34 protein-coding genes are annotated in these 20,037 nt (G+C 47.4%); all 34 read left to right on the forward strand.

Annotated elements, in window-relative coordinates:
• Nucleotides 1-2 precede the first annotated feature (2 nt).
• The gene (locus WMO44_RS03915; protein WP_349151809.1) at nt 3-434 is read left to right on the forward strand and encodes a hypothetical protein; all 432 of its coding nucleotides are present in this window, start codon (nt 3-5) and stop codon (nt 432-434) included.
• A 96-nt stretch (nt 435-530) separates the two neighbouring features.
• Nucleotides 531-695 (forward strand): hypothetical protein, encoded by a 165-nt coding sequence (locus WMO44_RS03920; protein WP_349151810.1) that lies wholly within the window; start codon nt 531-533, stop codon nt 693-695.
• Between the two features lie 58 nt (nt 696-753).
• Nucleotides 754-969: a hypothetical protein gene (locus tag WMO44_RS03925; protein WP_349151811.1), complete on the forward strand. Its 216-nt coding sequence runs from the start codon at nt 754-756 to the stop codon at nt 967-969.
• A gap of 62 nt (nt 970-1,031) precedes the next feature.
• Nucleotides 1,032-1,805: a DUF6353 family protein gene (locus tag WMO44_RS03930; RefSeq protein WP_349151812.1), complete on the forward strand. Its 774-nt coding sequence runs from the start codon at nt 1,032-1,034 to the stop codon at nt 1,803-1,805.
• A gap of 71 nt (nt 1,806-1,876) precedes the next feature.
• Complete coding sequence (locus tag WMO44_RS03935; protein ID WP_349151813.1) at nt 1,877-2,188, forward strand: hypothetical protein; 312 nt, start codon at nt 1,877-1,879, stop codon at nt 2,186-2,188.
• 71 nt (nt 2,189-2,259) lie between these two features.
• Nucleotides 2,260-2,586 carry a hypothetical protein gene (locus WMO44_RS03940; RefSeq protein WP_349151814.1) on the forward strand — a complete coding sequence of 109 codons (327 nt, stop codon included), beginning with the start codon at nt 2,260-2,262 and terminating at the stop codon, nt 2,584-2,586.
• Nucleotides 2,579-3,184, forward strand: a complete 606-nt coding sequence (locus WMO44_RS03945; protein ID WP_349151815.1) for a hypothetical protein — start codon at nt 2,579-2,581, stop codon at nt 3,182-3,184. The genes WMO44_RS03940 and WMO44_RS03945 overlap by 8 nt, the downstream gene beginning before the upstream one ends.
• A gap of 20 nt (nt 3,185-3,204) precedes the next feature.
• Complete coding sequence (locus WMO44_RS03950; protein WP_349151816.1) at nt 3,205-4,173, forward strand: DUF6353 family protein; 969 nt, start codon at nt 3,205-3,207, stop codon at nt 4,171-4,173.
• A gap of 347 nt (nt 4,174-4,520) precedes the next feature.
• The gene (locus WMO44_RS03955; RefSeq protein ID WP_291010616.1) at nt 4,521-4,691 is read left to right on the forward strand and encodes a histidine kinase; all 171 of its coding nucleotides are present in this window, start codon (nt 4,521-4,523) and stop codon (nt 4,689-4,691) included.
• On the forward strand, nt 4,672-5,214 hold the full coding sequence (locus WMO44_RS03960; RefSeq protein ID WP_349151817.1) for a hypothetical protein: 543 nt from the start codon (nt 4,672-4,674) through the stop codon (nt 5,212-5,214). The genes WMO44_RS03955 and WMO44_RS03960 overlap by 20 nt, the downstream gene beginning before the upstream one ends.
• Nucleotides 5,211-5,762 (forward strand): hypothetical protein, encoded by a 552-nt coding sequence (locus WMO44_RS03965; protein ID WP_349151818.1) that lies wholly within the window; start codon nt 5,211-5,213, stop codon nt 5,760-5,762. Before WMO44_RS03960 ends, WMO44_RS03965 begins: the two co-directional genes overlap by 4 nt.
• Before the next feature lie 156 nt (nt 5,763-5,918).
• Nucleotides 5,919-6,200 carry a hypothetical protein gene (locus WMO44_RS03970; protein WP_291010609.1) on the forward strand — a complete coding sequence of 94 codons (282 nt, stop codon included), beginning with the start codon at nt 5,919-5,921 and terminating at the stop codon, nt 6,198-6,200.
• Between the two features lie 35 nt (nt 6,201-6,235).
• Nucleotides 6,236-10,237: a DUF5906 domain-containing protein gene (locus tag WMO44_RS03975; protein WP_349151819.1), complete on the forward strand. Its 4,002-nt coding sequence runs from the start codon at nt 6,236-6,238 to the stop codon at nt 10,235-10,237.
• On the forward strand, nt 10,238-10,720 hold the full coding sequence (locus tag WMO44_RS03980) for a hypothetical protein (RefSeq protein ID WP_349151820.1): 483 nt from the start codon (nt 10,238-10,240) through the stop codon (nt 10,718-10,720).
• A 26-nt stretch (nt 10,721-10,746) separates the two neighbouring features.
• The gene (locus tag WMO44_RS03985) at nt 10,747-11,262 is read left to right on the forward strand and encodes a hypothetical protein (protein WP_349151821.1); all 516 of its coding nucleotides are present in this window, start codon (nt 10,747-10,749) and stop codon (nt 11,260-11,262) included.
• Between the two features lie 10 nt (nt 11,263-11,272).
• Complete coding sequence (locus WMO44_RS03990; RefSeq protein ID WP_349151822.1) at nt 11,273-11,656, forward strand: hypothetical protein; 384 nt, start codon at nt 11,273-11,275, stop codon at nt 11,654-11,656.
• A 124-nt stretch (nt 11,657-11,780) separates the two neighbouring features.
• Nucleotides 11,781-12,155 (forward strand): DUF3846 domain-containing protein, encoded by a 375-nt coding sequence (locus WMO44_RS03995; protein ID WP_349151823.1) that lies wholly within the window; start codon nt 11,781-11,783, stop codon nt 12,153-12,155.
• A gap of 139 nt (nt 12,156-12,294) precedes the next feature.
• A complete protein-coding gene (locus WMO44_RS04000; RefSeq protein ID WP_349151824.1) occupies nt 12,295-12,462 on the forward strand; it encodes a hypothetical protein in 168 nt (55 codons plus the stop codon).
• A gap of 8 nt (nt 12,463-12,470) precedes the next feature.
• Nucleotides 12,471-13,685, forward strand: coding sequence for a hypothetical protein (locus WMO44_RS04005; protein WP_349151825.1), 1,215 nt, complete (start codon nt 12,471-12,473; stop codon nt 13,683-13,685).
• Nucleotides 13,675-13,929, forward strand: a complete 255-nt coding sequence (locus WMO44_RS04010; RefSeq protein ID WP_349151826.1) for a hypothetical protein — start codon at nt 13,675-13,677, stop codon at nt 13,927-13,929. The genes WMO44_RS04005 and WMO44_RS04010 overlap by 11 nt, the downstream gene beginning before the upstream one ends.
• Entirely contained in the window at nt 13,929-14,177 is a 249-nt protein-coding gene (locus WMO44_RS04015) for a hypothetical protein (protein WP_349151827.1), read from the forward strand. Before WMO44_RS04010 ends, WMO44_RS04015 begins: the two co-directional genes overlap by 1 nt.
• Nucleotides 14,178-14,196: 19 nt before the next feature.
• The gene (locus WMO44_RS04020) at nt 14,197-14,409 is read left to right on the forward strand and encodes a hypothetical protein (RefSeq protein ID WP_349151828.1); all 213 of its coding nucleotides are present in this window, start codon (nt 14,197-14,199) and stop codon (nt 14,407-14,409) included.
• A gap of 5 nt (nt 14,410-14,414) precedes the next feature.
• On the forward strand, nt 14,415-14,723 hold the full coding sequence (locus tag WMO44_RS04025) for a hypothetical protein (RefSeq protein ID WP_349151829.1): 309 nt from the start codon (nt 14,415-14,417) through the stop codon (nt 14,721-14,723).
• Between the two features lie 204 nt (nt 14,724-14,927).
• A complete protein-coding gene (locus WMO44_RS04030; RefSeq protein WP_349151830.1) occupies nt 14,928-15,647 on the forward strand; it encodes a dATP/dGTP diphosphohydrolase domain-containing protein in 720 nt (239 codons plus the stop codon).
• On the forward strand, nt 15,644-15,811 hold the full coding sequence (locus WMO44_RS04035) for a hypothetical protein (RefSeq protein WP_349151831.1): 168 nt from the start codon (nt 15,644-15,646) through the stop codon (nt 15,809-15,811). The genes WMO44_RS04030 and WMO44_RS04035 overlap by 4 nt, the downstream gene beginning before the upstream one ends.
• 39 nt (nt 15,812-15,850) lie before the next feature.
• Complete coding sequence (locus WMO44_RS04040; protein WP_349151832.1) at nt 15,851-16,024, forward strand: hypothetical protein; 174 nt, start codon at nt 15,851-15,853, stop codon at nt 16,022-16,024.
• A gap of 188 nt (nt 16,025-16,212) precedes the next feature.
• Complete coding sequence (gene tnpA / locus WMO44_RS04045) at nt 16,213-16,692, forward strand: IS200/IS605 family transposase (RefSeq protein WP_055185423.1); 480 nt, start codon at nt 16,213-16,215, stop codon at nt 16,690-16,692.
• Nucleotides 16,693-17,237: 545 nt separating this feature from the next.
• Nucleotides 17,238-17,615, forward strand: a complete 378-nt coding sequence (locus WMO44_RS04050) for a hypothetical protein (RefSeq protein ID WP_349151833.1) — start codon at nt 17,238-17,240, stop codon at nt 17,613-17,615.
• A complete protein-coding gene (locus WMO44_RS04055) occupies nt 17,596-17,805 on the forward strand; it encodes a hypothetical protein (protein WP_349151834.1) in 210 nt (69 codons plus the stop codon). The genes WMO44_RS04050 and WMO44_RS04055 overlap by 20 nt, the downstream gene beginning before the upstream one ends.
• Nucleotides 17,802-18,002, forward strand: a complete 201-nt coding sequence (locus WMO44_RS04060) for a hypothetical protein (RefSeq protein ID WP_349151835.1) — start codon at nt 17,802-17,804, stop codon at nt 18,000-18,002. Before WMO44_RS04055 ends, WMO44_RS04060 begins: the two co-directional genes overlap by 4 nt.
• Before the next feature lie 449 nt (nt 18,003-18,451).
• Nucleotides 18,452-18,673 carry a hypothetical protein gene (locus tag WMO44_RS04065; RefSeq protein ID WP_349151836.1) on the forward strand — a complete coding sequence of 74 codons (222 nt, stop codon included), beginning with the start codon at nt 18,452-18,454 and terminating at the stop codon, nt 18,671-18,673.
• On the forward strand, nt 18,670-18,852 hold the full coding sequence (locus WMO44_RS04070) for a hypothetical protein (RefSeq protein WP_349151837.1): 183 nt from the start codon (nt 18,670-18,672) through the stop codon (nt 18,850-18,852). Before WMO44_RS04065 ends, WMO44_RS04070 begins: the two co-directional genes overlap by 4 nt.
• 177 nt (nt 18,853-19,029) lie before the next feature.
• Complete coding sequence (gene thyX, locus WMO44_RS04075; protein ID WP_349151838.1) at nt 19,030-19,716, forward strand: FAD-dependent thymidylate synthase; 687 nt, start codon at nt 19,030-19,032, stop codon at nt 19,714-19,716.
• 2 nt (nt 19,717-19,718) lie between these two features.
• Nucleotides 19,719-20,036 carry a hypothetical protein gene (locus WMO44_RS04080; RefSeq protein WP_349151839.1) on the forward strand — a complete coding sequence of 106 codons (318 nt, stop codon included), beginning with the start codon at nt 19,719-19,721 and terminating at the stop codon, nt 20,034-20,036.
• Nucleotide 20,037 lies beyond the last annotated feature (1 nt).

Here is a 20,037-nt window from a genome sequence, read left to right on the forward strand (position 1 = left end):
GGATGATTGAAGTTATTTCTGCTATTTTATCAGGGGTTGCAATTTTAGTATCCATTTATGCCGCCAGCACGGCGAACAAATCCGCAGCTGCGGCCATTCGTTCGGCTAATTGCAGTACAATTTTTGACGAGTATCTTATAAAAAAGATTCCACAAGCTAGAACGGCACTTGATTTTGATGGTGATGGCTATCTACGAAATGGTAATAAATTTTGTAATGTACTAAGTGAAATGAATGTTTCAGCGCTGTTCTATAAATATGATGATAATGAATTTTTTGTGGAATTAACAAAGCAATCTGGAAATCTTGAAGATATGGTTGTAGAGGCTGGAAACCATTCCACGGATCCGAAAAAGTTTTGGCAAGATATACAGAGTTCGTTGGAGTCGATTTATAAATTGATTGACAAAAAGCGAACGGGCCAGAAAATATAATATACTTAAAATCGTTCCCACCTTGGCATTGGATTGTTAAGGTGGGATTTTTTATTGCCAATAAACAATGATTTAAGTTAAAGGAGCATGATATTTATGAAGAACATTAACTGGTGGAAAGTTGCATCTATGGCAATGCTGGCGGCAAGCGCAATCATGGGCTTCGGGCATGACCTGATCGAGGACCAGAAGACCGAGGACGACCTGCGGGATATGGTTCAGGAAGAAGTCCGCAAGCAGTTGTCAGAAAAGAACCTCTAATCGCGAAAATTTCCAACGCTATTATGGAGAAATCCTAAAAGAATTGGAGGTAAAAATTATGTTCGATCGCGAATACTTCAAGCAGGTGGATTCTGAGATGCTGGGTGCCTTAAAGGTGCTGGGACGAGCGATGCTTAGCGCACTTGATGCGCTGATCTGGTATTTGCTCCTGCAGCCGATTCGGCTCTACAGCTGGTTGACGGATGACCCTGCTCCGGTAAGAAGGAGAGGAGCATACAAAAACCGCCATTGTGCGGAGGATAGGCTCTATTAAGAAGCGAAGAGCTGCGGAGAAATCTGTGGCTCTTTCTTTTATATTTTACGGAGGTATGAAAAATGAACCTGAAAACATTTGGCAAGAAAGTGGGAAAGGGTATTGCAAAGAACCTTCCCAAAATCCTGGTCTGCGGCAGCATTGCAGGCATGGTCACGAGCGTAATTTTCGCCGTCAAGGCAACTCCCAAGGCGATGATCCTGCTCGATGAGAAGAAGCAGGAACTTGGCACGGAGAAGCTGGATGTAAAAACCATCGTGAAGACAGCGGCTCCGGCTTATATTCCTACGGCGATTTCCATGGTAGCATCTGCAGGCTGCATGATTGGTGCCATGAACGAGAACGACCGGCGCAATGCGGCTCTGGCGGCCGCATATTCTCTGAGCGAAAGCGCCCTGAAGCAGTATCAGGAGAAGGTCGTGGAAACCATCGGCGAGGAGAAGGAGAAAGAGCTTCGCCAGACCATCACCCTTGATAAGATGGCAAAGCAGCCGGAAGAAACGCCGGTTATTGTACCGGCAGCCCGCGACGCATCTTATGACCAGCTGGTCGAGTGCTATGAAAGCTTCTCTGGAAGATATTTCAAGACGACCGTAAACGCGCTGGATCGGGCGATGAACGGCCTGAATAAGCAGCTCTTGAGCGATTTTCGTGTGACCCAGAATGACCTGTTTGATTATCTGGGACTGGAGCACACCAAGAACGGCGACCTTTTGGGCTGGGATACGGATTCCACGCTGACCATTGAAACATTCTACAGTTCCAAGCTGGACGAGGACAGCATGCCTTGCATGGTTCTGGACTACAGCACTCCTCCGAAGTGGCTGGGGTATTGATTCGCGAAAATTTCATCGACTGTTATGGAGGTATACTCCAACATTTATATTTTAATTAAAGGAGAATCACTATGGAAAACGAAATGATGAACAACATGGACACTATGACTGAGAACCTGACGGATGCAATGCCGGAGGTCGATAGCCTGGTGCCCAGTGTGGACGAGAACCATGCGGAGATGTCGAGCGCATCTGGTAGCTTTGGCAAGACGGCAGTATTCATGCTGGCTGGTGCCGCAGCTTACAAGGGCGCTGAGCTGCTCTGCAAGCACGTACTCGTTCCGCTGTGCTACAAGGCAAAGAACTGGATTGACAGCAAGAAGGCGAAGGACGAGCCCATCGAAGCAGAAGTGACCGAAGTGGTGGAAACCGACGAAGAATAATCTGTTGGACAGCCGCAAGGGAGCCGTGGAGAAATCTGCGGCTCCTTTTATTTTTATAAAGGAGAATTACCATGGAAAAGAAAAACGACAAAAAGTTCAACTGGAAAAAGGCTGCAGTAATCGGTGGCATCTTTGCTGTGGGTGTGGCTGTTGGCGTTGCAGGCGATAAGGCCGTTATCAAATTGATGGTCGAGAAGGGCTACAAGACCGTCCTGAAGGAGTACCGCCTCCACGTTGACGCTGTTGCCAATGACAAGGACGTCGTGAAAAAGGTCTTCATTTCTATCACTGATAAACTGACCGGAAAAACGTTCGGTACTACGTGGTCTCCTGCCGATGCCAAGGAAATCGGGGAATTCATCCTCCAGTATGCAGAGGAGGGGCTGACTAATGGCTAAAATCGAAATGCCTTCCAGCAGCATCAACTCCACTGGCGAGCCGCCTAAGAAACAGTTGAAAAAGGTCACGACCGGTAAGGTGACCATCAAGCAGGAGAGCGAGATCCAGAAGCTGGCGCATAACTTTCTCGCAGAAGACCTGCAGACGATTCGCGAAAAGCTGTGGACGGATTATATTCTGCCCGGCATCAAGAACATGGTGTGCTCTGCGGTCAATATCGCATTGTTCGGTGTTGATCGTTCCCGCACCAATACGAGCGGATATTCTCAGCAGCGTAACAGTTACAGCAGCTATTACGCAAATGCAAATCAGAACCGTCCTCCGCAGAACAACTATCGCCCGAACCGGCTGGACTGGCAGAACATCACTTTCGATAGCTATGCCGATGCGAATGATGTTTTGAACGAGATGGGCCATGCGCTCCACGAATATGGACAGGTCACGATTGCTGATTTTTACGATGTTGTGGGAATTACCCGTGATGCTCGTGACTATCAGGATTGCAAGTATGGCTGGTATGACATTGGACCTGCATCTATCAAGGGCGTTCCGGGCGGCTACACTATCGTATTTCCGAAACCTGTTCCTCTGAACTAATTGAAAGGACTGATATTTTTATGAAAAAGAAAGAAATCATGACCAAGGCAACGCAGATGTTGTCTAAGACTGCATTCAAGCTGAAGAAGGCAAGTCCGACCATCATGGTGGTTGGTGCTGCTATCGGTGGTGTGACCGCAACCGTTCTGGCCTGCAAAGCAACCCTGAAGGCGCAGTATATTCTGGCTGAGCATAAGGCCAATGTGGAGAAAATCCACGAGACTAAGGATAAGGTGGATGCCGGGGAAATTCAGCTGCCCGAAGGTGAGACTTACACTAAGGAAGACCTGACGAAGGACATCACCACGACTTACATTAAGACCGGCATGAAGCTCGCAAAGGTGTATGCACCCGCGATTGGTCTGGGCGCAGCATCTCTCGGTTGTATGTTCGGCAGTCATCATATCATGACGAAGCGGAATGCAACGCTGACGGCCGCCTACATCGCGCTGGAGCAGTCTTTCAACGGCTATAAGAACCGCGTCGCCGACCGCTTTGGCGAGCGGGTACAGCATGAACTGGAACAGAACGTTAAGGCCGTGGAGGTTGAAACCAAGAAGGTCGATGAGAACGGTGTAGAGGAGGTCATCAAAGAGTACAAGGATATCGCTGAGCAGGCAGATGATCCGTGCACTCTGATTTTCGATGAAACTGTGGACACGTGGGAGCGGGATGCCGACCTGAATCGGAACTATCTGCTCCTCATGGAGTCTGCAGCGAACAAGAAACTGCGTTCTCAGGGGCATCTGTTCCTGAATGAGGTGCTCACCATGATTGGCACGCACGGCGGTCAATCTCTGCGCACTCCTACTGGTCAGGTCGTTGGCTGGGTATACAATCCGAACGACACTTCGCTGCACAACCATGTGGATTTCGGCCTCACGAGCTTTGAATCGAGCGATGAGGCACTGAAGAGCTTCCTCCGTGGCGAGGAGCGTTCTGTCATTCTGCACTTCAACTGCGACGGCATCATCATCGACAAAATCTAACTGATATTTTGGAGGGACAAGCTATGACCAGATACGTAAAGACTCTTTCCTATGTATTTGCAGCCATGGCCGGAGTGTGCTTCGTATCCGGTCTGGCAGTCCTTTCTGAGTGAGGAGCAAGATGGACGATAAGTATACGAAAGCACGTGAAATCGTTGAAGTGTTTGACGATTTTCTTAACGATAAACTCGCGAACAGGGGGGATTGAACTTAATTGCAGTGTGCCAGTTGCTACGGAAGATGCAAAAAAGAAAAATCCGCGCATGTTCGATACTTGTTGCATGATTTATGGTCATGAGTGGGGTCAAATGGTTGATGAAATTGCCAGAATGTTGTAAGGAGCAGATATGGACGGTTTGGAATCGGTGTTTTTATTCCTCGATTATTTGACCGACACGAAACGAAAGCGGCATCTGGTTGGAGGGGTCCTCATGAGTGTTTCACTCTTTTTTGGAGGACTGGCCTTCACCATGATGACGATTAAAGGAGAAGAAACCAATGAAAAAACTGATGCGTGATGCCTTGATATTTGTAGGCGGATTTGCTGCTGGTGTTGCCACGATGCACTTCCTGATGCGCGATACTTACAAGAAGCAGGCAGATGTGCTGGTCGAGGACGCTCGGAACCATTTTAAGCAGCGTGAGCAGGAACTGGATACGACCATCGAGCAGCGGGCAAACGAAAAGGCGTACGATCTCGTGAGCGGCCCGTATCGTCAGGAGGAAGATTCTGAGAAGCCGACCCATGAGCCGATGGAGGCTATTGAGATTATTCCGAGCGACGAGTTCGGTAACGAGGACGATTACGAAACCAGCTTCCTGACCTACTATGCAGACGGCATCCTGACTTATGATAGTGATGGGAGCAGGGTAGAGGACATTGAAAAGGTGATTGGCCCTAAGGCTCTGGATAATTTTGGAGCAGAAGAGCCTGATCTTGTCCATGTCCGCAATCACAACTACCGGAAGGACTACGAAGTTCTGAAGGTGCGCAATAAGTATGCGGACTTGTATCCTAACTCCGGAGAGGAGTATGAATGATATTCAACGATATGACCAGTCAGTATTTTGACTGGCTGCGTGAAACGGTTTGCGGAAGATGGGAACCCAGAAACCTTTCTTTCCACAAGCTGCTTGCGTTTTTATTTCAGCAAGACTTTATTCCATCTTGTGAGATGGATGCGAGTCGTGCTGAAGATGGGCGAGACTTGCGCTACCGATTCGCTCAGGAAAAAAGTATCCCATATGCAGCGTTGAACAGTGCAACGAGCGGAATGCCATGTAGTATGTTGGAGATGATGGTGGGGCTTTCCATCCGCATCGAAGAGCATATCATGGCAGATTCTGAAGCAGGAAACCGAGTGGGGCAATGGTTCTGGAACATGGTTGTTAGTCTTGGGCTGGCAGCTATGGATGATGCTCGGTTCAACGAGGGTCGCGCTCAATTTATCATCGACCGTTTCAATCAGAGAGCCTATCAGCCGAATGGAGCTGGTGGGCTCTTTACTTTAATAAGCCCGAACGTGGATATGCGACAGTTAGATATTTGGTATCAGCTGATGGCGTATCTCAACGAAAGCAACATGTGATGGTGTACGTATCGAAAATATGCATCCCGATGGAAGGTGTAATAGAGCAAGTTCTCCATGATTCCGTCGTTTTGATGCGAATTACAGCATGTAGGAATACCGAACACATTGGTCGGCTGATTTTGGCAGACCTTAATTATTGGAGGAAAAGTGACTATGAATAACATTTATTACGAACTCGCACAGACTCAGCTGGCACTGGATGCCGCCCAGAAGGTGATTCGCCGCCAGAGGGGCAAGCTTTTCGGCAAGAACCTGCTGCTGGTAGGCACCATTGGCCTGTTCTGGACTGCCTGCAAGATGCTGGATGAAAGCGAGAAGAAGCGCAAGGCTGAAAAGGAACGCGCCGATGCTGCCGAAGCAGAACTCGCAGAGATGCAGTTTGAAAAGGACATTTGCTGCGATGGCAAGGCGAGTGTCACGAAAAAAGATGTCTGATACAGACCTCGTAGAAAGGAGGAAGTCAGTTACCAATGATTGATTTCCTGATGATTGCAACGCGCACGGGAAAACGCGGTGTAATCGAAATCTATCCCAAATTCATCATCAAAAAGTCCAAGGACTTGATGATTCGGGGTTCTGATTTCTACGCTATCTGGCTGGAAGAGCGAGGATTGTGGAGCATTGACGAACAGGATGCACTTCAACTGATTGACCATGAGTTGGATATTTACACGAACGAACACAAGGAGCATCTGGATAATTACCGGGTGCTCCACATGTGGGACGCTGAGTCTGGCATGATTGACAACTGGCACAAGTATTGTCAGCGTCAGATGCGGGATAACTACCACACGCTGGATGAACAGCTGATATTTGCGAACACTCCGGTCAAAAAGGAAAGCTATGCGTCCAAGAGACTCCCTTATGTGCTGGAACCGGGGAACATTGACGCCTATGATGAGCTAATGCAGACACTCTATTCTCCAGAGGAGCGAGAGAAAATCGAGTGGTGTATCGGTTCTATTGTCAATGGCGATTCCAAGACAATTCAGAAGTTCATGGTTCTCTATGGTCCGCCCGGTAGTGGTAAATCCACAGTGCTGAACATCATCCAGAAGCTCTTTACTGGATATTATGCAGCATTCGATTCTCAGGCACTGGGCTCGGCATCCAATGCATTCTCACTGGAAGCTTTCAAGGCGAACCCTCTGATCGCAATTCAGCATGAAGGTAACCTGTCCAAAATCGAGGACAATACTCGTCTGAATTCATTGGTGTCTCATGAGACCATGATGGTCAATGAGAAGTTCCGCAGTGCTTATGCCAATCAATTCAAGAGCTTCCTGATTCTCGCCACAAACAAGCCTGTCAAAATCACCGATGCGAAGTCCGGTTTGATTCGCCGATTGATCGATGTGGTGCCCACAGGTGAGAAAGTCCCTCAGAAAAGATATTCTGAACTCTATGCCAAGACCGATTTCGAGCTTGGCGGTATTGCATGGCACTGCAAGGAGGTCTATGAGGGGAATAAACATCGCTATGACGATTATATTCCGACAAGAATGCTTGGCGCTTCCAATGACTTCTATAACTTCATGCTCGACCGGTATTACATTTTCAAGAAAGAAGACGGTATTTCCCTGAAGAGAGCATGGGCGATGTATGACGAGTATAACCAGCGAGCAAAGGTTGTCTATCCGTATTCGATGCGTGCATTCCGTGAAGAGCTGATGAACTACTTTGCGGATTACAAGGAACGTGCAGAAGATGTGAATGGCGAACGAGTGCGAAGCTACTACAGTGGATTCAAGGCAGACAAGTTCAAAGAATTTGCCGACCCCGCACCTGCAGAAGCAGCTTCAAAGGAGGAACCATCCAAGTCATGGATTGATCTGAAACCACAGCATTCTCTCTTTGATGATATTTGCAAGGACTGTCCTGCGCAGTATGCGAACGAAAATGGCACTCCTACACAAAAGTGGGAGAATGTCAAAACGCTGCTCAAAGATATTCTTACTTCTAAGCTCCACTACGTCAAAGTCCCTGAAACCCACATCGTCATTGACTTTGACATTCCGGGCGACGATGGCAAGAAATGCTTTGAGCGAAATCTGGAGGCAGCGTCCAAGTGGCCTGCTACCTACGCAGAACTGAGTAAATCTGGTGCAGGAATCCACTTGCACTACATTTACACAGGGGACGCAAGCAAACTGAGCCGTGTATACGATGAGCATATTGAGGTCAAGGTGTTCACCGGAAATTCTTCGTTGAGAAGAATGCTGACCAAGTGCAATGATATTCCGGTTGCCAAAATCAGCAGCGGCTTGCCGTTGAAGGGAGAAAAAGCAATGGTCGATGTGAAGCAGATTCAAAATGAGAAGCACCTGCGGGTACTCATTAAGAAAGCCCTCGCAAAAGAAATCAGTCCCTATACTAAACCCAGCATTGACTTTATCGCTCATATTATGGATGAAGCCTACGAGAGTGGAATTCCCTATAATGTGGACGACATGCGCAATGCGATTCTAGCCTTTGCCGTAAACAGCACGAATCAGGCCGATGCCTGCTTGAAGATTACGGCAAAGATGCACTTCAAGTCAAGAGAGGATGTTGAATCGCAGGTTGATGACGGTGAGAAAGCACCCATCGTATTTTTCGACTGTGAGGTGTTTCCGAATCTCTTTTTGGTCAACTGGAAATTTGCCGGTGAGGACAAGCCGGTGAATCGGTTGATCAATCCTAGCCCTACGGATATTGAGAAGTTGACACAATATCGTCTGATTGGCTTTAATAACCGCAAATACGATAACCACATGCTTTGGGCTTGCATGCTCGGCTGGAATACGGAGCAGCTGTACGCACTGTCGAACCGTATTATCAATGACCATATGGGCTTCTTTGGCGAGGCCTATAACCTGTCCTACACGGATATTTTCGACTTTTCGTCGAAGAAACAGGGCCTGAAAAAGTTCGAGATTGAGTTGGGTATCCATCATCAGGAGCTTGGCTTACCTTGGAACCAGCCGGTGCCCGAAGAGAAATGGGAACAGGTCGCGGAGTATTGCGACAATGACGTTATCGCCACCGAAGCAGTGTTTAACGCGCGGCAGGCAGATTTTATTGCGCGTGAGATTTTGGCAGATGTTGCTGGGATGACCGTCAACGATACGACGAACAGCCTGACCACGCGCATTATTTTCGGCAAGGAAAAGCATCCTCAGCTAGTCTATACAGATTTAGCTACGGGTAAGTCCGATTCGGTGGTAGAAGTCGAGCCTGATATTCTGACCGACAAGAATATCATCAACGCCTTCCCGGGTTATGAGTGGGTCAGAGGCGAAGATGGTCGGATGCACAATATGTTTCGTGGTACTGATTTGGGCCTTGGCGGTTATGTCTATGCCGAACCCGGTATGTACTACAACATCGCCCTGCTGGATGTTGCCTCTCTGCACCCGCACTCAGCCGTCGCTCTGAACTACTTTGGCGACTACACCAAGAACTTCAATGACCTAATGGATGTACGTATCTATGTAAAACATGGTGAGTACGACAAGGCCAAGAAGCTCTTTGGCGGTAAATTGTCCAAATATTTGGATGACCCCGCACAGGCGAAAGCATTGGCGCAGGCTCTGAAAATCGCTATCAACTCGGTTTACGGTCTGACCAGTGCAACCTTCGATAATCCATTCCGCAACCCCAAGAACGCCAATAATATTGTGGCGCTTCGAGGGGCTTTATTTATGCGTACCTTGCAGGACGAGGTGCAGCAGCGTGGTTTCACGGTGGCGCACATCAAAACGGACTCTATCAAGATTCCGGATGCCACGCCTGAAATCATCGACTTCTGTATGGATTTTGCGAAAAAGTACGGGTACACGTTTGAGCATGAGGCTACATACGAAAAAATGTGCCTTGTGAATAACGCCGTTTATATCGCAAAGTACCTCGATGCAGATACAGCAAAGGCACAGTACGGTTATATTCCTGAAAAGAACGAGAAGAAGGGCGGTCATTGGACTGCGACTGGTGCTCAGTTTCAGGTGCCGTATGTGTTCAAGACGCTTTTCTCCCACGAAGATATTGTGTTCGACGACCTTTGTGAAACCAAGTCGGTTTCTAAGGGCGCAATCTACCTCGATAAAAACGAGGCTCTGCCCGAAGACGAGCACAATTATATTTTCGTGGGGCGCGTTGGTCAATTCTGCCCCATCAAACCCGGATGCGGCGGAGCATTACTGATGCGTGAAGCGGGTGTCCGAGACGATGGTGAGACGAAATACAATTCGGTCACTGGAGCCAAAGACTACCGCTGGTTGGAAAGTGAGATGGTCTATAACCTCCATCTGGAGGATAGCATTGACCGCTCTTATTTCGACAAGATGGTAGACGATGCAGCTGATACCATTGCAAAATACGGCGATCTGGAATGGTTTGTATCAGACGATGGTGGAATGCCGCCTTGGCAGAAGCCTGATTTACCCTGGGGTGATATTCAGGACGAAGCTGCAAGAAATTATGAGGTGAGATAAATGGAAAAACTTCCCTGGAATCCTAGCAAAGACGTGATTCAGGTGTCGGCAAACAACCTGGGAATTGACATTGACAGGGCTATTTATACTGCGATGGCAATTGACTACTCCCGCAAGTCTACGGAGCGTGCCGAAAAGAATGATATTGTGCGGTTTGGTATGTGCAATGTCAACATCCGCAAAGTCATCTTCAATGATCCGGCAACGGTCGTCCTGTGGTCGGATGGCACTAAGACCGTGGTAAAGTGTGGGCCTGATGATATTTTCGATAAGGAAAAGGGCCTCGCTATGGCTATTGTGAAGAAAATGGCAGGCAACGATACCCGGTTCCATAAGGTCTTTAAACAGTGGTGCAAGCCGGATGAAACCAACGATGATGCTGGCGTTTATGCCAAGGTGTTGAAAGAGCTGAATCAGGTGGCTGCGCAGACCAAGGATGGTATCGCGGGGCTGCTGGCAAAAATGAGTGCGGCGATGCACTAAAGAAAAAGAGTAAAGGAGTTTCTATTATGAAAGCAAAGGTAAATATTGACAATACCCGGTTTATTTTCGACACCAATTTCTCCGGCGACCCGAACCGCGACCGTTACGGCTCGTCCCGGCGGCGTGTGAACGTGGTCATCCCTACGGAGGAGCAGGCTCAGCAGCTCATCGAAATGGGGCTGAACGTCAAGCAGACCAAGCCGAACCCCAACTACACCTACGATGAGCCGTTTGTACCGACCTTCTACGTTCCGGTGACGGTCAACATGGACTCCAAATGGCCTCCGCAGGTTTTCTGGATCACCACCACTGGCCGCAAGGTTGCCTGCAACGCTGAGAACATCGGTCAGCTGGATTATATCCGTGTGAAAAACGTGAACCTGCAGGCTAACCTGTATGAGAACCGGAACAACCCCGGCCAGTACACGCTGTACGCGGATATTCTCTACGTGGAGCAGGATGCAGATGCCGACCCGTATGCTGCTAAGTATGAGCAGCGCGAGATGGCTGAGCCTAACGATCCGAACGATTTGCCGTACTAAGGAGAAGTACATGAAGAGACTGTTTATCAGTGTTCCTATGCGCAACCGCACGGAATACGCCATTAAAGCATCCATGGAGCAGATGCATAAGATTGCAGAGGCTGTCTTTGGTGAAGAACTGGAAGTTATCCCGACTTATTTCGAGGATGATCCTCCTGAAAACACCAACATGGCTCTTTGGTATCTTGGTGAGAGCATCAAGAAACTGTCGGAAGCCGACCGCTTTATCGGCATTTACGATGAGGATAAGGGCTACCGTGGCTGCATCATCGAGAACCTCGCTGCAAAGAACTACGGCATCCCGTCCTATCTGGTGAATGTCAGCTATGTTGCTCCCGACATCATCGAGCAGAAGCGTCGCGATGCGCGCATCGCAAACCTCGAAATTTATTAAATGATATTTCTGAGTGCAGGAGTTAGTCTTCCGTTGAATGGTCCAGCCGGTGAGTGCCCACGTCGCAAATGGCGTTCTCAGAGGCAGCAGCTCAGACTTATATTTTTAATAAAGGAGAAGAACTATGAAAGTATTGCGTATCAAACCGATGTGCCGACCGGAGGTCATCGACATTGATGGCTCGTTGGAATCTCTGCAGAAAGAGGTTGGCGGCCTGATTCAAGCAACCTACCCGTGGGACGACAAAGTTGCTCTTATTTGCAACGATGAGGGCAAACTCATGGGCTTGGAGTTCAACCGGCCGCTTTATAACGCTGACGCTCAGATGTACGACTATGTGGTTGGTACATTTCTGATTGTGGGCTTGACCGAAGATGACTTTGGCTCTCTTTCGGATGAGATGATCGAGAAATACACCAGGATGTTTCGCCGCTGCTATGGTCTGCTTGAGGACGAGGACGGTAAAAGATATATTGTGTGTATGAAGCCGAAGCAGTAATCGCAATAATTTCGGGAGCCGTGGAGAAATCTGCGGCTCCTTTTATATGGGTCATTCGCTAGGGCGAGCATGACAGGTTCGAATCCTGTATGGCCTGCAAGTGTCCGAAAATACACATATAAAACAAAGGAGTATCAGGATGAAAGAAAAACGACGTTGGAAAGTCTTTACTTACAATGGTAAAGAGATATTTGCATACACAATATTTGGCGAGGGCGCAGATGAAGAGGAAGCTACAATTGCCCTGTTGGCCTACGAGAATCATTGCTATCCTGAAGCCATTCATGTTCACAAAGAAATGAGGTGATTGCTCTGATGGCGGGAGTTCAGCTTTACGACTACCAGCTCGAAGCAGTCCAGAAAATGAGACTGGGCTGTATTCTGTGCGGTGGGGTGGGAAGCGGAAAAAGCAGAACGGGGCTGGCATTTTATTACCAGATGTTCGATGGAAAGCTCAACACAGAAGAGTACGTTCCGATGGTTGAGCCCGAAGACCTTTATATTATCACAACAGCACGGAAACGTGACACAGGGGAGTGGGACGAAGAACTCGCTCCCTTTTTCATGTCTACTGATGAGAGCCTTGACCTTTACAACCACAAAGTCGTAATTGATTCTTGGAACAACATCGGCAAGTACATTGGCATCAAACGCGCGTTCTTCATATTCGATGAACAGCGTGTTGTGGGCAATGGCTCGTGGGTGAAGGATTTCTTACGTATTACGAGGGAAAACGACTGGATTCTTCTGAGTGCCACGCCTGGCGATTGCTGGACCGATTATATTCCGGTGTTCATTGCAAATGGATTCTACCGGAACCGGACACAGTTCAATAATGAGCACGTGGTCTATAGTCGCTTCTCAAAGTATCCCAAAATTGACAGATATTTGAACACTAGCAGGCTGATACGTCTGCGGGAACGGATTCTGGTTGATATGGACTTTGAGCGGAAGACGATACCGCATCATGAGAACATCTACGTCGAGTTCGACCAGCGCAAGTACAAAGATATTTGCATGAGCCGGTGGAATCCATGGGAAGGGCGGCCTATTGAAACAGCAAGTGAGTTCTGTTCCAGCCTGCGGAGGGTGGTCAATGCGGATGAATCTCGGCAACAGGAAGTGCTTGATATTTGCATGACACACCCGAGAGTTATCATCTTCTATAACTTTGACTATGAGTTGGATATTCTCCTGCATCTGCCCTATGACAACGGTGTGGAGGTGGCTCAGTGGAATGGACACAAGCATCAACCGATACCGGATACGGATAAATGGGTCTATCTTGTACAGTACAACGCTGGAGCAGAAGGTTGGAACTGTATCAAGACGGATACCATTATTTTTTATAGCCAGAACTACTCCTATAAGGTCATGGAGCAGGCTTCTGGGCGGATTGACCGGCTGAACACACCTTTCAAGGATCTCTGGTTCTACCACCTGAAGAGCCGTAGCGGTATCGATGTGGCCATTTCCAGAGCATTGATGCAAAAGAAACAGTTCAACGAAAGGAAATTCTATGGAGCATGATATTTATGATTCTTTAAGGCTTACTGCGACGACCTGTGAGAAAATAGCAGATGTCTTAAATGCGATTGCAGAATGCTTCGAGAAAGTAACGGCTTGTCTCATGGACTTGATTGAAGAAATTAAGAGGCAGCCATTAAAGATGATTCTGCAGAAGCTACGCCCTGACTACAAGGACAAATGCAAAATCCGGTGGCTGGATATTCCCAACAAGGTTATGCAGGGGAGAATCAGGAGGTTCTGCTGATGGGAAATATCTCACGAAAAAGCAAGAAGAAACTTATTCAAAAGATGAAGACAACGTATCATGAGATTCAACTTATAAAAATCATGTATACCGAAGAAGCGTTGCCTCGCTACAAAGTTCCCACAAAATTGTATTGCCGCAACGATGGACGAGATAAGTATCCACATATTGCAATGTTCTTTGGAAAAAAGAACCATCCACGAGATGTTGTTGAGGTTTACCAGCATCATGTGAATCTCATTAAGTAAGAAAGGACTAATCAACGATATGAAAAATACCGAAAGAGACTTGGCGTTCTATGACGTGGACATCTTCGAGGATCTGCTGGATGAGAAGGACATTGATATTCCTTGTGCAGACAGCAGCGAGGAAGATGATAGGCGCAAAAACGAAAGCGCAGCAAGAATCTATGGCACTGAATACGGTGATCTGGTTGACCGTGTGGAGGTGTTGCTGAAGAAGAATATTTGTGGAGCGTGATATTTATGGCATATGAAAAATGTCCCGGCTATATGAAGAATGGATGCTGCAAGGGAAATGATCGACCGTGCCGTGTTGTGAAAGAGGATATTGAAAGCTGGTTCGACGAAACGTTTAAGCCAATTGACTTGCTTGATGTATGCCCGCAACAGTCCGTATTTGGCAATAGCTTCTTCATAATAACGGACAAAGACATCGAGGCACTAAAAACAGGAAAGGTCTTATTTGTAAGGGAAGAGTATGGTGTTTTTCTGAAATACGAAGGAGGCCAGAACGATGTGCAACCCTTCAAAGAAGACGATAAAGAGAGTTAAAACGGTGCTTACGGCGCGATGCGCTAGAACCGTGAAGACTGACTCGAGCACCGTGTATTTGTTTAGAAACCCAATCGAGCAGGGACTGCAAAACGTGGTTTATATTTCACGTAAAGGTCTATTTATCGCGACCGAACTGACGAAAGCTGACGTGTATCATTATTTTGATATTTGCTCCCCGGAGCAAATGAAGGAGGTTTTAGCATGATAAAAGACTCTGGAGACCGCACAGAATTTGAAACCGGCGCAAAGCGTGATATGCATGCAGGAAAGGGCCGCATGGATCTTCTGCCCTGGTATGGCATCATGGAGGTCAGCAAGCACTGCGAAGAAGGTGCCCTGAAGTATGGCGAGCACAATGTGGATAAGGGTATCCCGCTGCACTCGCTGCTGGACAGTGCTTCTCGGCATCTGGCAAAGTACATGGTCGGTATGGATGATGAGGACCACCTGCGAGCTGCCTGCTGGAACCTGCTCTGGGCGCTGAACCAGCGGGTGACGCACCCGGAGTTGGATGATAGGTTTTGCGTGAAAGTGCAGAAAGAGGCGAAAAAGAAAAAGTCGGAATGGGTTGCGTATCCGTGGAGGTGCAAATACTGCCATCACGTATTTGCGGAAGCGGCAGGATACTGGACGGGTGAAAATGAAGTGTCCTTTACCTGTCCCCATTGCGGCGGCATAGAGCGGTGGACTCCTCCTGTAAGTCCAAATGCCGAAGAAGGGCAGAAAAAAGAAGATGAAAATGTGCACTGCTATTGCGGAAAAACACTGGCTAAGGAGACTTCTCGTGGGTTGAAGCTTTGCTATCCTGAAAAGGTAAGACTTGATGCAACTGGCGCAGCATTTTTAAGATGCCCCGATTGTGACCAGGAAATTATGGTTTTGCATCCTGTCTGGGACGAAATGGGAGGAATTATTGTATGAATGACTGGATGCGCGAAGTGGACTATGCGACCTACTGCCCGAAGTGCAAGAACTTCAAGGTGCTGGAGACGGACGAGCCCTGCAACGAGTGCCTGACGGAGTGTGCGCGGGAGGGGACTGTGAAACCTCTAAAGTTCAAGGATAAGAGGGAAAAGGCAAAGTAAAGCGCGAAAAAATCTCCGCATATTATGGAGGTGATTAGCATGGATGAAAGAAAACAATTCCATCCCGTTAAGCTTGAACTTACTGAGAGCGCAAAAAAGATGATATTTATAGCTAAGGTGTTGAGAATTATTATAACGCCAGTTGCATTCCCGATTGCGTGCATTATCAGGATTTACAAGTGGACGTGGGAAACTATTGGATCGATCTGGTGAAATCATTAAGGCACAGAGCCGTGGAGAAATCTGCGGCTCTTTGTCTTGGGTAGCTTGAGCGAGCGACAACCACCAGCTTTGCTGGTGGAATAAAAACGGCTTTAGCCCTAGACAAAGAGAAACCTCCCCGTAGAATAGAGTGTGGGTTTGCCAACCACATTCTAGGAACAGGGAGGTTTATCTTTGAAATGAAAGATAACAAAGACGTAGATAGTTTAAGCCATACCACGTGGAGATGTCAATACCATGTAGTGTTTGCACCGAAATATCGGAGAATGGTAATTTACGGTCAGATCAAAAAGGATATAGGGCAGATACTGCGCCAGTTGTGCGAACAAAAAGGTATTGAAATCATTGAAGCGGAGGCCTGCCCTGACCATATCCATATGCTGATAAGTTTTTCGCCGAAGTACAGCATTTCCTATGTCATGGGATATCTCAAGGGAAAGAGCAGTCTCATGATTTTCGACAGACATGCAAATCTGAAGTACAAGTATGGCAATCGGCATTTCTGGGCCAGGGGATACTTCGTGGATACGGTAGGAAAGAACAAAAAGAAAATCCAAGAGTACATTAAAAATCAACTGCAACAGGACCAGATTGCCGATCAGTTGAGCCTTAAGGAGTTCGTGGACCCGTTTACGGGTAGCAAGGAAACTAAGGCGTAAATAAAAGGGCCCCTTGAGGGGCCTGCCACGAGACAGGAATGCAGTTGGCAGACCCATTCGTGGCCCCTTAAGGGGCTTTGCTAGTATTATGCCCTTCTAGGGCTTACTCAAGCCACCGGCTCAGCCGGTGGTTTTGACTTTATCATCGGAGGAGATGCTTACATGCAACGTATGAACATTAAATGTTGCCATTGTGGAGACTATACCCCATTTATCACAGAGGAGAATATTGAAGTTATTCCTCAAGTTAATCTCACAAGAACCGATATGGATATTTTGGGCGATATCGCGGACACATTGGCGGAATGCGGTTACTCGGATATGTGTGGTTTCTTACACTAGGTTCAGAGTGAAGTGACCAAAATTGTAGAGTATCAGGAGGAACGGTGAACGCTAAATGATATTTGCTGAAGAGGATTTGAACTCTTTGAATGCTATTGCTGGACTATTGGCTTCATTCGGGTGTGATAGTCAGGCTGGCTGTGTGCTTTATATTCAGCATAAAATCGCAAAGACCATGGAGGCTGACGAAAGGAAATGCAGAAATGAGAAATATGTCTAAGAAAACCTGGAAGCTCCGGGTTTGGAACCACATGACCGAGATGCAGAAACTTGATATTCTGCTGAAGCACGCTAAGGTTCTGCATACTTATGGACGCCGTTGGCCAGAGATGGACAGACCGGACAATCAGGAGTTTCTTCCTGGCGGACGGCATGATGGTGGTGAGCAAATTATTGCATATGATGCTGCTGGAAATCGTATCTGGGATGGCATTTGGGGTTGGGGTTCCTATGGCTTTGAGCATGGGCTTATCGAGGTGATGGGTGCGCAGCTGCTTGGTCATGATGATGTTGAGGGCTGGCTTACGGCTTGTCAGGTTACGAAGATGTGGAGGTGTAGAAATGCTGCGAAAAATCGCTGAGTATGTCAAAAAGATATTCCGTGTGAAGCCGATTCCTACCGCGGTCAATACGATGTGGGAAGCTATACATGAGTTGGAGATTGCCCGAAATCATTTTGATCACTGCGACCCGGAATTTGTGGATGCGGCTATTTTTGAGCTGAACGCTGCGGAGCGCCGATTGATTGCTATGAGGAGGTGTGTGATATGACGACTTTCTACAGCCCGACTTATTTTTGCAATTTCTGCGAGCGAGAATTTGAGGCTGGCGACAACTGTTACAGTCAAGAAGCAGCACTTAATAAAGCAAAAGAATTGATGTACCACAAAGCTGTTCACATCTGTGATAATGGACATATTGGTGTCGGCATTTTTACCGGATTTGAAAGGGTGGATATTGGTGACTGATAACTTTTGGAAAAATGTTGGTACATTTCTTGGGCATATGCTGGCCATGACCATCGTTATCTGTGCGTGGCTGATCATTGTTGTGGTTACGCTAAAGGTGATTTGGTTCACACTATTTCGGATTTTGCTGTGAGGTGAGAAGCATTGGAGGAATACTTATATAATCAAGCACTTCAAAGCATTCGCTACGGCGGCGTGAGCGCAAATGAGATACGAGAATACATGGCCTTGATTGACAAATACACAAAAGTGGAAACATTGTATGCAAATAATGCGCCGATAGAGTACGTCGTTAAAAGCCCGAGCGTAGATATTTGGAGGCATGAAGCGCCTGTAATAACCCCAAAACGACAGAATCTCACGAAAGATGTTTTGTTTAAAATCGTCGGTGCTTTGAACAGCATTATTGACTTTATCGTTATGGTATTAGAGGACTAGGAGAATTATTTATGTACTATCCAGGACTTGAATTTTACCGAGTGGAATCCGCACCAAGAAAATATTTCAGGTTCCATCTCGTGCTTGCTGTACGTGAAGAAGCTATGATTCTGAACGCAAACTGGTTCGGATTGGAGCTTCCGTTTCGCTATTATCCGTGCTGGCTGGAACGCCTGGACTGGCCGATGGGGTATGTGTATGATCCATTAAATTTTGAGAGGCAAGAAGCATGATAAAGTACACCTTTATATTTTCCTGCATAGACAATGGCGGTGGGCATCAGATCTTTGAAGTCAGGGCGATCGACAAGCAGGAGGCCATCCGTAAAGGCATGAAGATTGCGAAGAAGTTCGCTTGCGGAGATATCTGCGGTGACTGGGAGTGTAAGTTGAAGCGAGAGGATAGTTTATGAACGAAGACTTTGGAGCGATCACCATTCTTGCTCCAAAATGCCAGAAGTGTCCCAAAGTGAAATCCTGTGACCATAAACAAATGGCTCATCTCGGGTACATAGTTCCACAAAGGGGTAACGGAAAGAGCCTTAGTCAGCTCGAAATAGTGGATTCACTGATGAAAAGGAGATTTAATTATGAAAATCGTTGAACCTAAGTACGAAATCCTCACTGATATTTCTGAGGGAGGCATTAAGGAACTCCAGCAGATCGAGCGGGTGGCCCGGGTCTGCTACAAGAGCGAGGACAAGATCACGCCGGACGGTGAGTCGGCAAAGAAGCTGGTGGGCTTTCTGGTGAAGCAGGGGCATGAGGCTATGCTGGAGCATTCTCAGCTGTCCGTGCTGTTTACCTGTGACCGTGGCGTGGCTAACGAGCTGGTGCGGCATCGCATTGCTTCTTTTGCGCAGGAGAGCACCCGGTACTGCAACTACTCGAAGGAGAAGTTTGAGGGCAGCATTACCGTTGTGGAGCCGTTTTATATCGATAAAGAGCAGAATCGCCTGTTCTATCGTAAATGGGTAGAATCCTGCGAATTGGCAGAAAAAACTTATTTTTTGATGCTTATGAACGGTTATCGTCCCGAACAGGCCCGTTGTGTGCTGCCGTTGTGCTTGAAGACCGAGATCGTGGTGACGGCCAACTACCGTGAGTGGCGCAACATCTTCAAGCTGCGTACTCCTGTGGCGGCCCATCCTCAGATGAGAGAGCTGATGTGCCCGCTGCTGAAGGAACTACAGAGCAAGATTCCGGTGGTGTTCGATGATATTTACACGTACTGGCCGAAGGATGAGCAGACGGGAAAGGAAAGTGTGGAGGAGTAACTATGAAAGAAATTGATGAAAGGTATATTGCCGCACTTGATGAGTTCGGTTTTGGAATGTTCCGAACTAAAGCCGGTGTAAATATTTACCATACTACCTCAACAGGAACATTTATGATCAATCTTAATGGCGAGGACTTTGTGGATATGCTGGTGAGCTATGCAGAAACGTTTGACCCGAATACCTGGGTGTCCTTGACAGTAAAAAGTCATTCGTCAACGCAGGATATTTCGGCAATGCTCAAGAACGCCCAGGAAATCCAGATGCTTCTTCTGCAGCTCGCCATTAAACTCGTGAAAATCAGTAAGGAAGTGGAGTGAA

The organism is Faecalibacterium tardum, from assembly GCF_040096515.1.
Taxonomy (GTDB): Bacteria; Bacillota; Clostridia; order Oscillospirales; family Ruminococcaceae; genus Faecalibacterium; species Faecalibacterium tardum.

What these genes read in the sequence shown, in the direction of transcription:
- WMO44_RS03915 (WP_349151809.1), top strand. Translation starts at nt 3, where the DNA reads ATGATTGAAGTTATTTCTGCTATTTTATCAGGGGTTGCAATTTTAGTA.
- WMO44_RS03920 (WP_349151810.1), top strand. Translation starts at nt 531, where the DNA reads ATGAAGAACATTAACTGGTGGAAAGTTGCATCTATGGCAATGCTGGCG.
- WMO44_RS03925 (WP_349151811.1), top strand. Translation starts at nt 754, where the DNA reads ATGTTCGATCGCGAATACTTCAAGCAGGTGGATTCTGAGATGCTGGGT.
- WMO44_RS03930 (WP_349151812.1), top strand. Translation starts at nt 1,032, where the DNA reads ATGAACCTGAAAACATTTGGCAAGAAAGTGGGAAAGGGTATTGCAAAG.
- WMO44_RS03935 (WP_349151813.1), top strand. Translation starts at nt 1,877, where the DNA reads ATGGAAAACGAAATGATGAACAACATGGACACTATGACTGAGAACCTG.
- WMO44_RS03940 (WP_349151814.1), top strand. Translation starts at nt 2,260, where the DNA reads ATGGAAAAGAAAAACGACAAAAAGTTCAACTGGAAAAAGGCTGCAGTA.
- WMO44_RS03945 (WP_349151815.1), top strand. Translation starts at nt 2,579, where the DNA reads ATGGCTAAAATCGAAATGCCTTCCAGCAGCATCAACTCCACTGGCGAG.
- WMO44_RS03950 (WP_349151816.1), top strand. Translation starts at nt 3,205, where the DNA reads ATGAAAAAGAAAGAAATCATGACCAAGGCAACGCAGATGTTGTCTAAG.
- WMO44_RS03955 (WP_291010616.1), top strand. Translation starts at nt 4,521, where the DNA reads ATGGACGGTTTGGAATCGGTGTTTTTATTCCTCGATTATTTGACCGAC.
- WMO44_RS03960 (WP_349151817.1), top strand. Translation starts at nt 4,672, where the DNA reads ATGAAAAAACTGATGCGTGATGCCTTGATATTTGTAGGCGGATTTGCT.
- WMO44_RS03965 (WP_349151818.1), top strand. Translation starts at nt 5,211, where the DNA reads ATGATATTCAACGATATGACCAGTCAGTATTTTGACTGGCTGCGTGAA.
- WMO44_RS03970 (WP_291010609.1), top strand. Translation starts at nt 5,919, where the DNA reads ATGAATAACATTTATTACGAACTCGCACAGACTCAGCTGGCACTGGAT.
- WMO44_RS03975 (WP_349151819.1), top strand. Translation starts at nt 6,236, where the DNA reads ATGATTGATTTCCTGATGATTGCAACGCGCACGGGAAAACGCGGTGTA.
- WMO44_RS03980 (WP_349151820.1), top strand. Translation starts at nt 10,238, where the DNA reads ATGGAAAAACTTCCCTGGAATCCTAGCAAAGACGTGATTCAGGTGTCG.
- WMO44_RS03985 (WP_349151821.1), top strand. Translation starts at nt 10,747, where the DNA reads ATGAAAGCAAAGGTAAATATTGACAATACCCGGTTTATTTTCGACACC.
- WMO44_RS03990 (WP_349151822.1), top strand. Translation starts at nt 11,273, where the DNA reads ATGAAGAGACTGTTTATCAGTGTTCCTATGCGCAACCGCACGGAATAC.
- WMO44_RS03995 (WP_349151823.1), top strand. Translation starts at nt 11,781, where the DNA reads ATGAAAGTATTGCGTATCAAACCGATGTGCCGACCGGAGGTCATCGAC.
- WMO44_RS04000 (WP_349151824.1), top strand. Translation starts at nt 12,295, where the DNA reads ATGAAAGAAAAACGACGTTGGAAAGTCTTTACTTACAATGGTAAAGAG.
- WMO44_RS04005 (WP_349151825.1), top strand. Translation starts at nt 12,471, where the DNA reads ATGGCGGGAGTTCAGCTTTACGACTACCAGCTCGAAGCAGTCCAGAAA.
- WMO44_RS04010 (WP_349151826.1), top strand. Translation starts at nt 13,675, where the DNA reads ATGGAGCATGATATTTATGATTCTTTAAGGCTTACTGCGACGACCTGT.
- WMO44_RS04015 (WP_349151827.1), top strand. Translation starts at nt 13,929, where the DNA reads ATGGGAAATATCTCACGAAAAAGCAAGAAGAAACTTATTCAAAAGATG.
- WMO44_RS04020 (WP_349151828.1), top strand. Translation starts at nt 14,197, where the DNA reads ATGAAAAATACCGAAAGAGACTTGGCGTTCTATGACGTGGACATCTTC.
- WMO44_RS04025 (WP_349151829.1), top strand. Translation starts at nt 14,415, where the DNA reads ATGGCATATGAAAAATGTCCCGGCTATATGAAGAATGGATGCTGCAAG.
- WMO44_RS04030 (WP_349151830.1), top strand. Translation starts at nt 14,928, where the DNA reads ATGATAAAAGACTCTGGAGACCGCACAGAATTTGAAACCGGCGCAAAG.
- WMO44_RS04035 (WP_349151831.1), top strand. Translation starts at nt 15,644, where the DNA reads ATGAATGACTGGATGCGCGAAGTGGACTATGCGACCTACTGCCCGAAG.
- WMO44_RS04040 (WP_349151832.1), top strand. Translation starts at nt 15,851, where the DNA reads ATGGATGAAAGAAAACAATTCCATCCCGTTAAGCTTGAACTTACTGAG.
- tnpA (WP_055185423.1), top strand. Translation starts at nt 16,213, where the DNA reads ATGAAAGATAACAAAGACGTAGATAGTTTAAGCCATACCACGTGGAGA.
- WMO44_RS04050 (WP_349151833.1), top strand. Translation starts at nt 17,238, where the DNA reads ATGAGAAATATGTCTAAGAAAACCTGGAAGCTCCGGGTTTGGAACCAC.
- WMO44_RS04055 (WP_349151834.1), top strand. Translation starts at nt 17,596, where the DNA reads ATGCTGCGAAAAATCGCTGAGTATGTCAAAAAGATATTCCGTGTGAAG.
- WMO44_RS04060 (WP_349151835.1), top strand. Translation starts at nt 17,802, where the DNA reads ATGACGACTTTCTACAGCCCGACTTATTTTTGCAATTTCTGCGAGCGA.
- WMO44_RS04065 (WP_349151836.1), top strand. Translation starts at nt 18,452, where the DNA reads ATGTACTATCCAGGACTTGAATTTTACCGAGTGGAATCCGCACCAAGA.
- WMO44_RS04070 (WP_349151837.1), top strand. Translation starts at nt 18,670, where the DNA reads ATGATAAAGTACACCTTTATATTTTCCTGCATAGACAATGGCGGTGGG.
- thyX (WP_349151838.1), top strand. Translation starts at nt 19,030, where the DNA reads ATGAAAATCGTTGAACCTAAGTACGAAATCCTCACTGATATTTCTGAG.
- WMO44_RS04080 (WP_349151839.1), top strand. Translation starts at nt 19,719, where the DNA reads ATGAAAGAAATTGATGAAAGGTATATTGCCGCACTTGATGAGTTCGGT.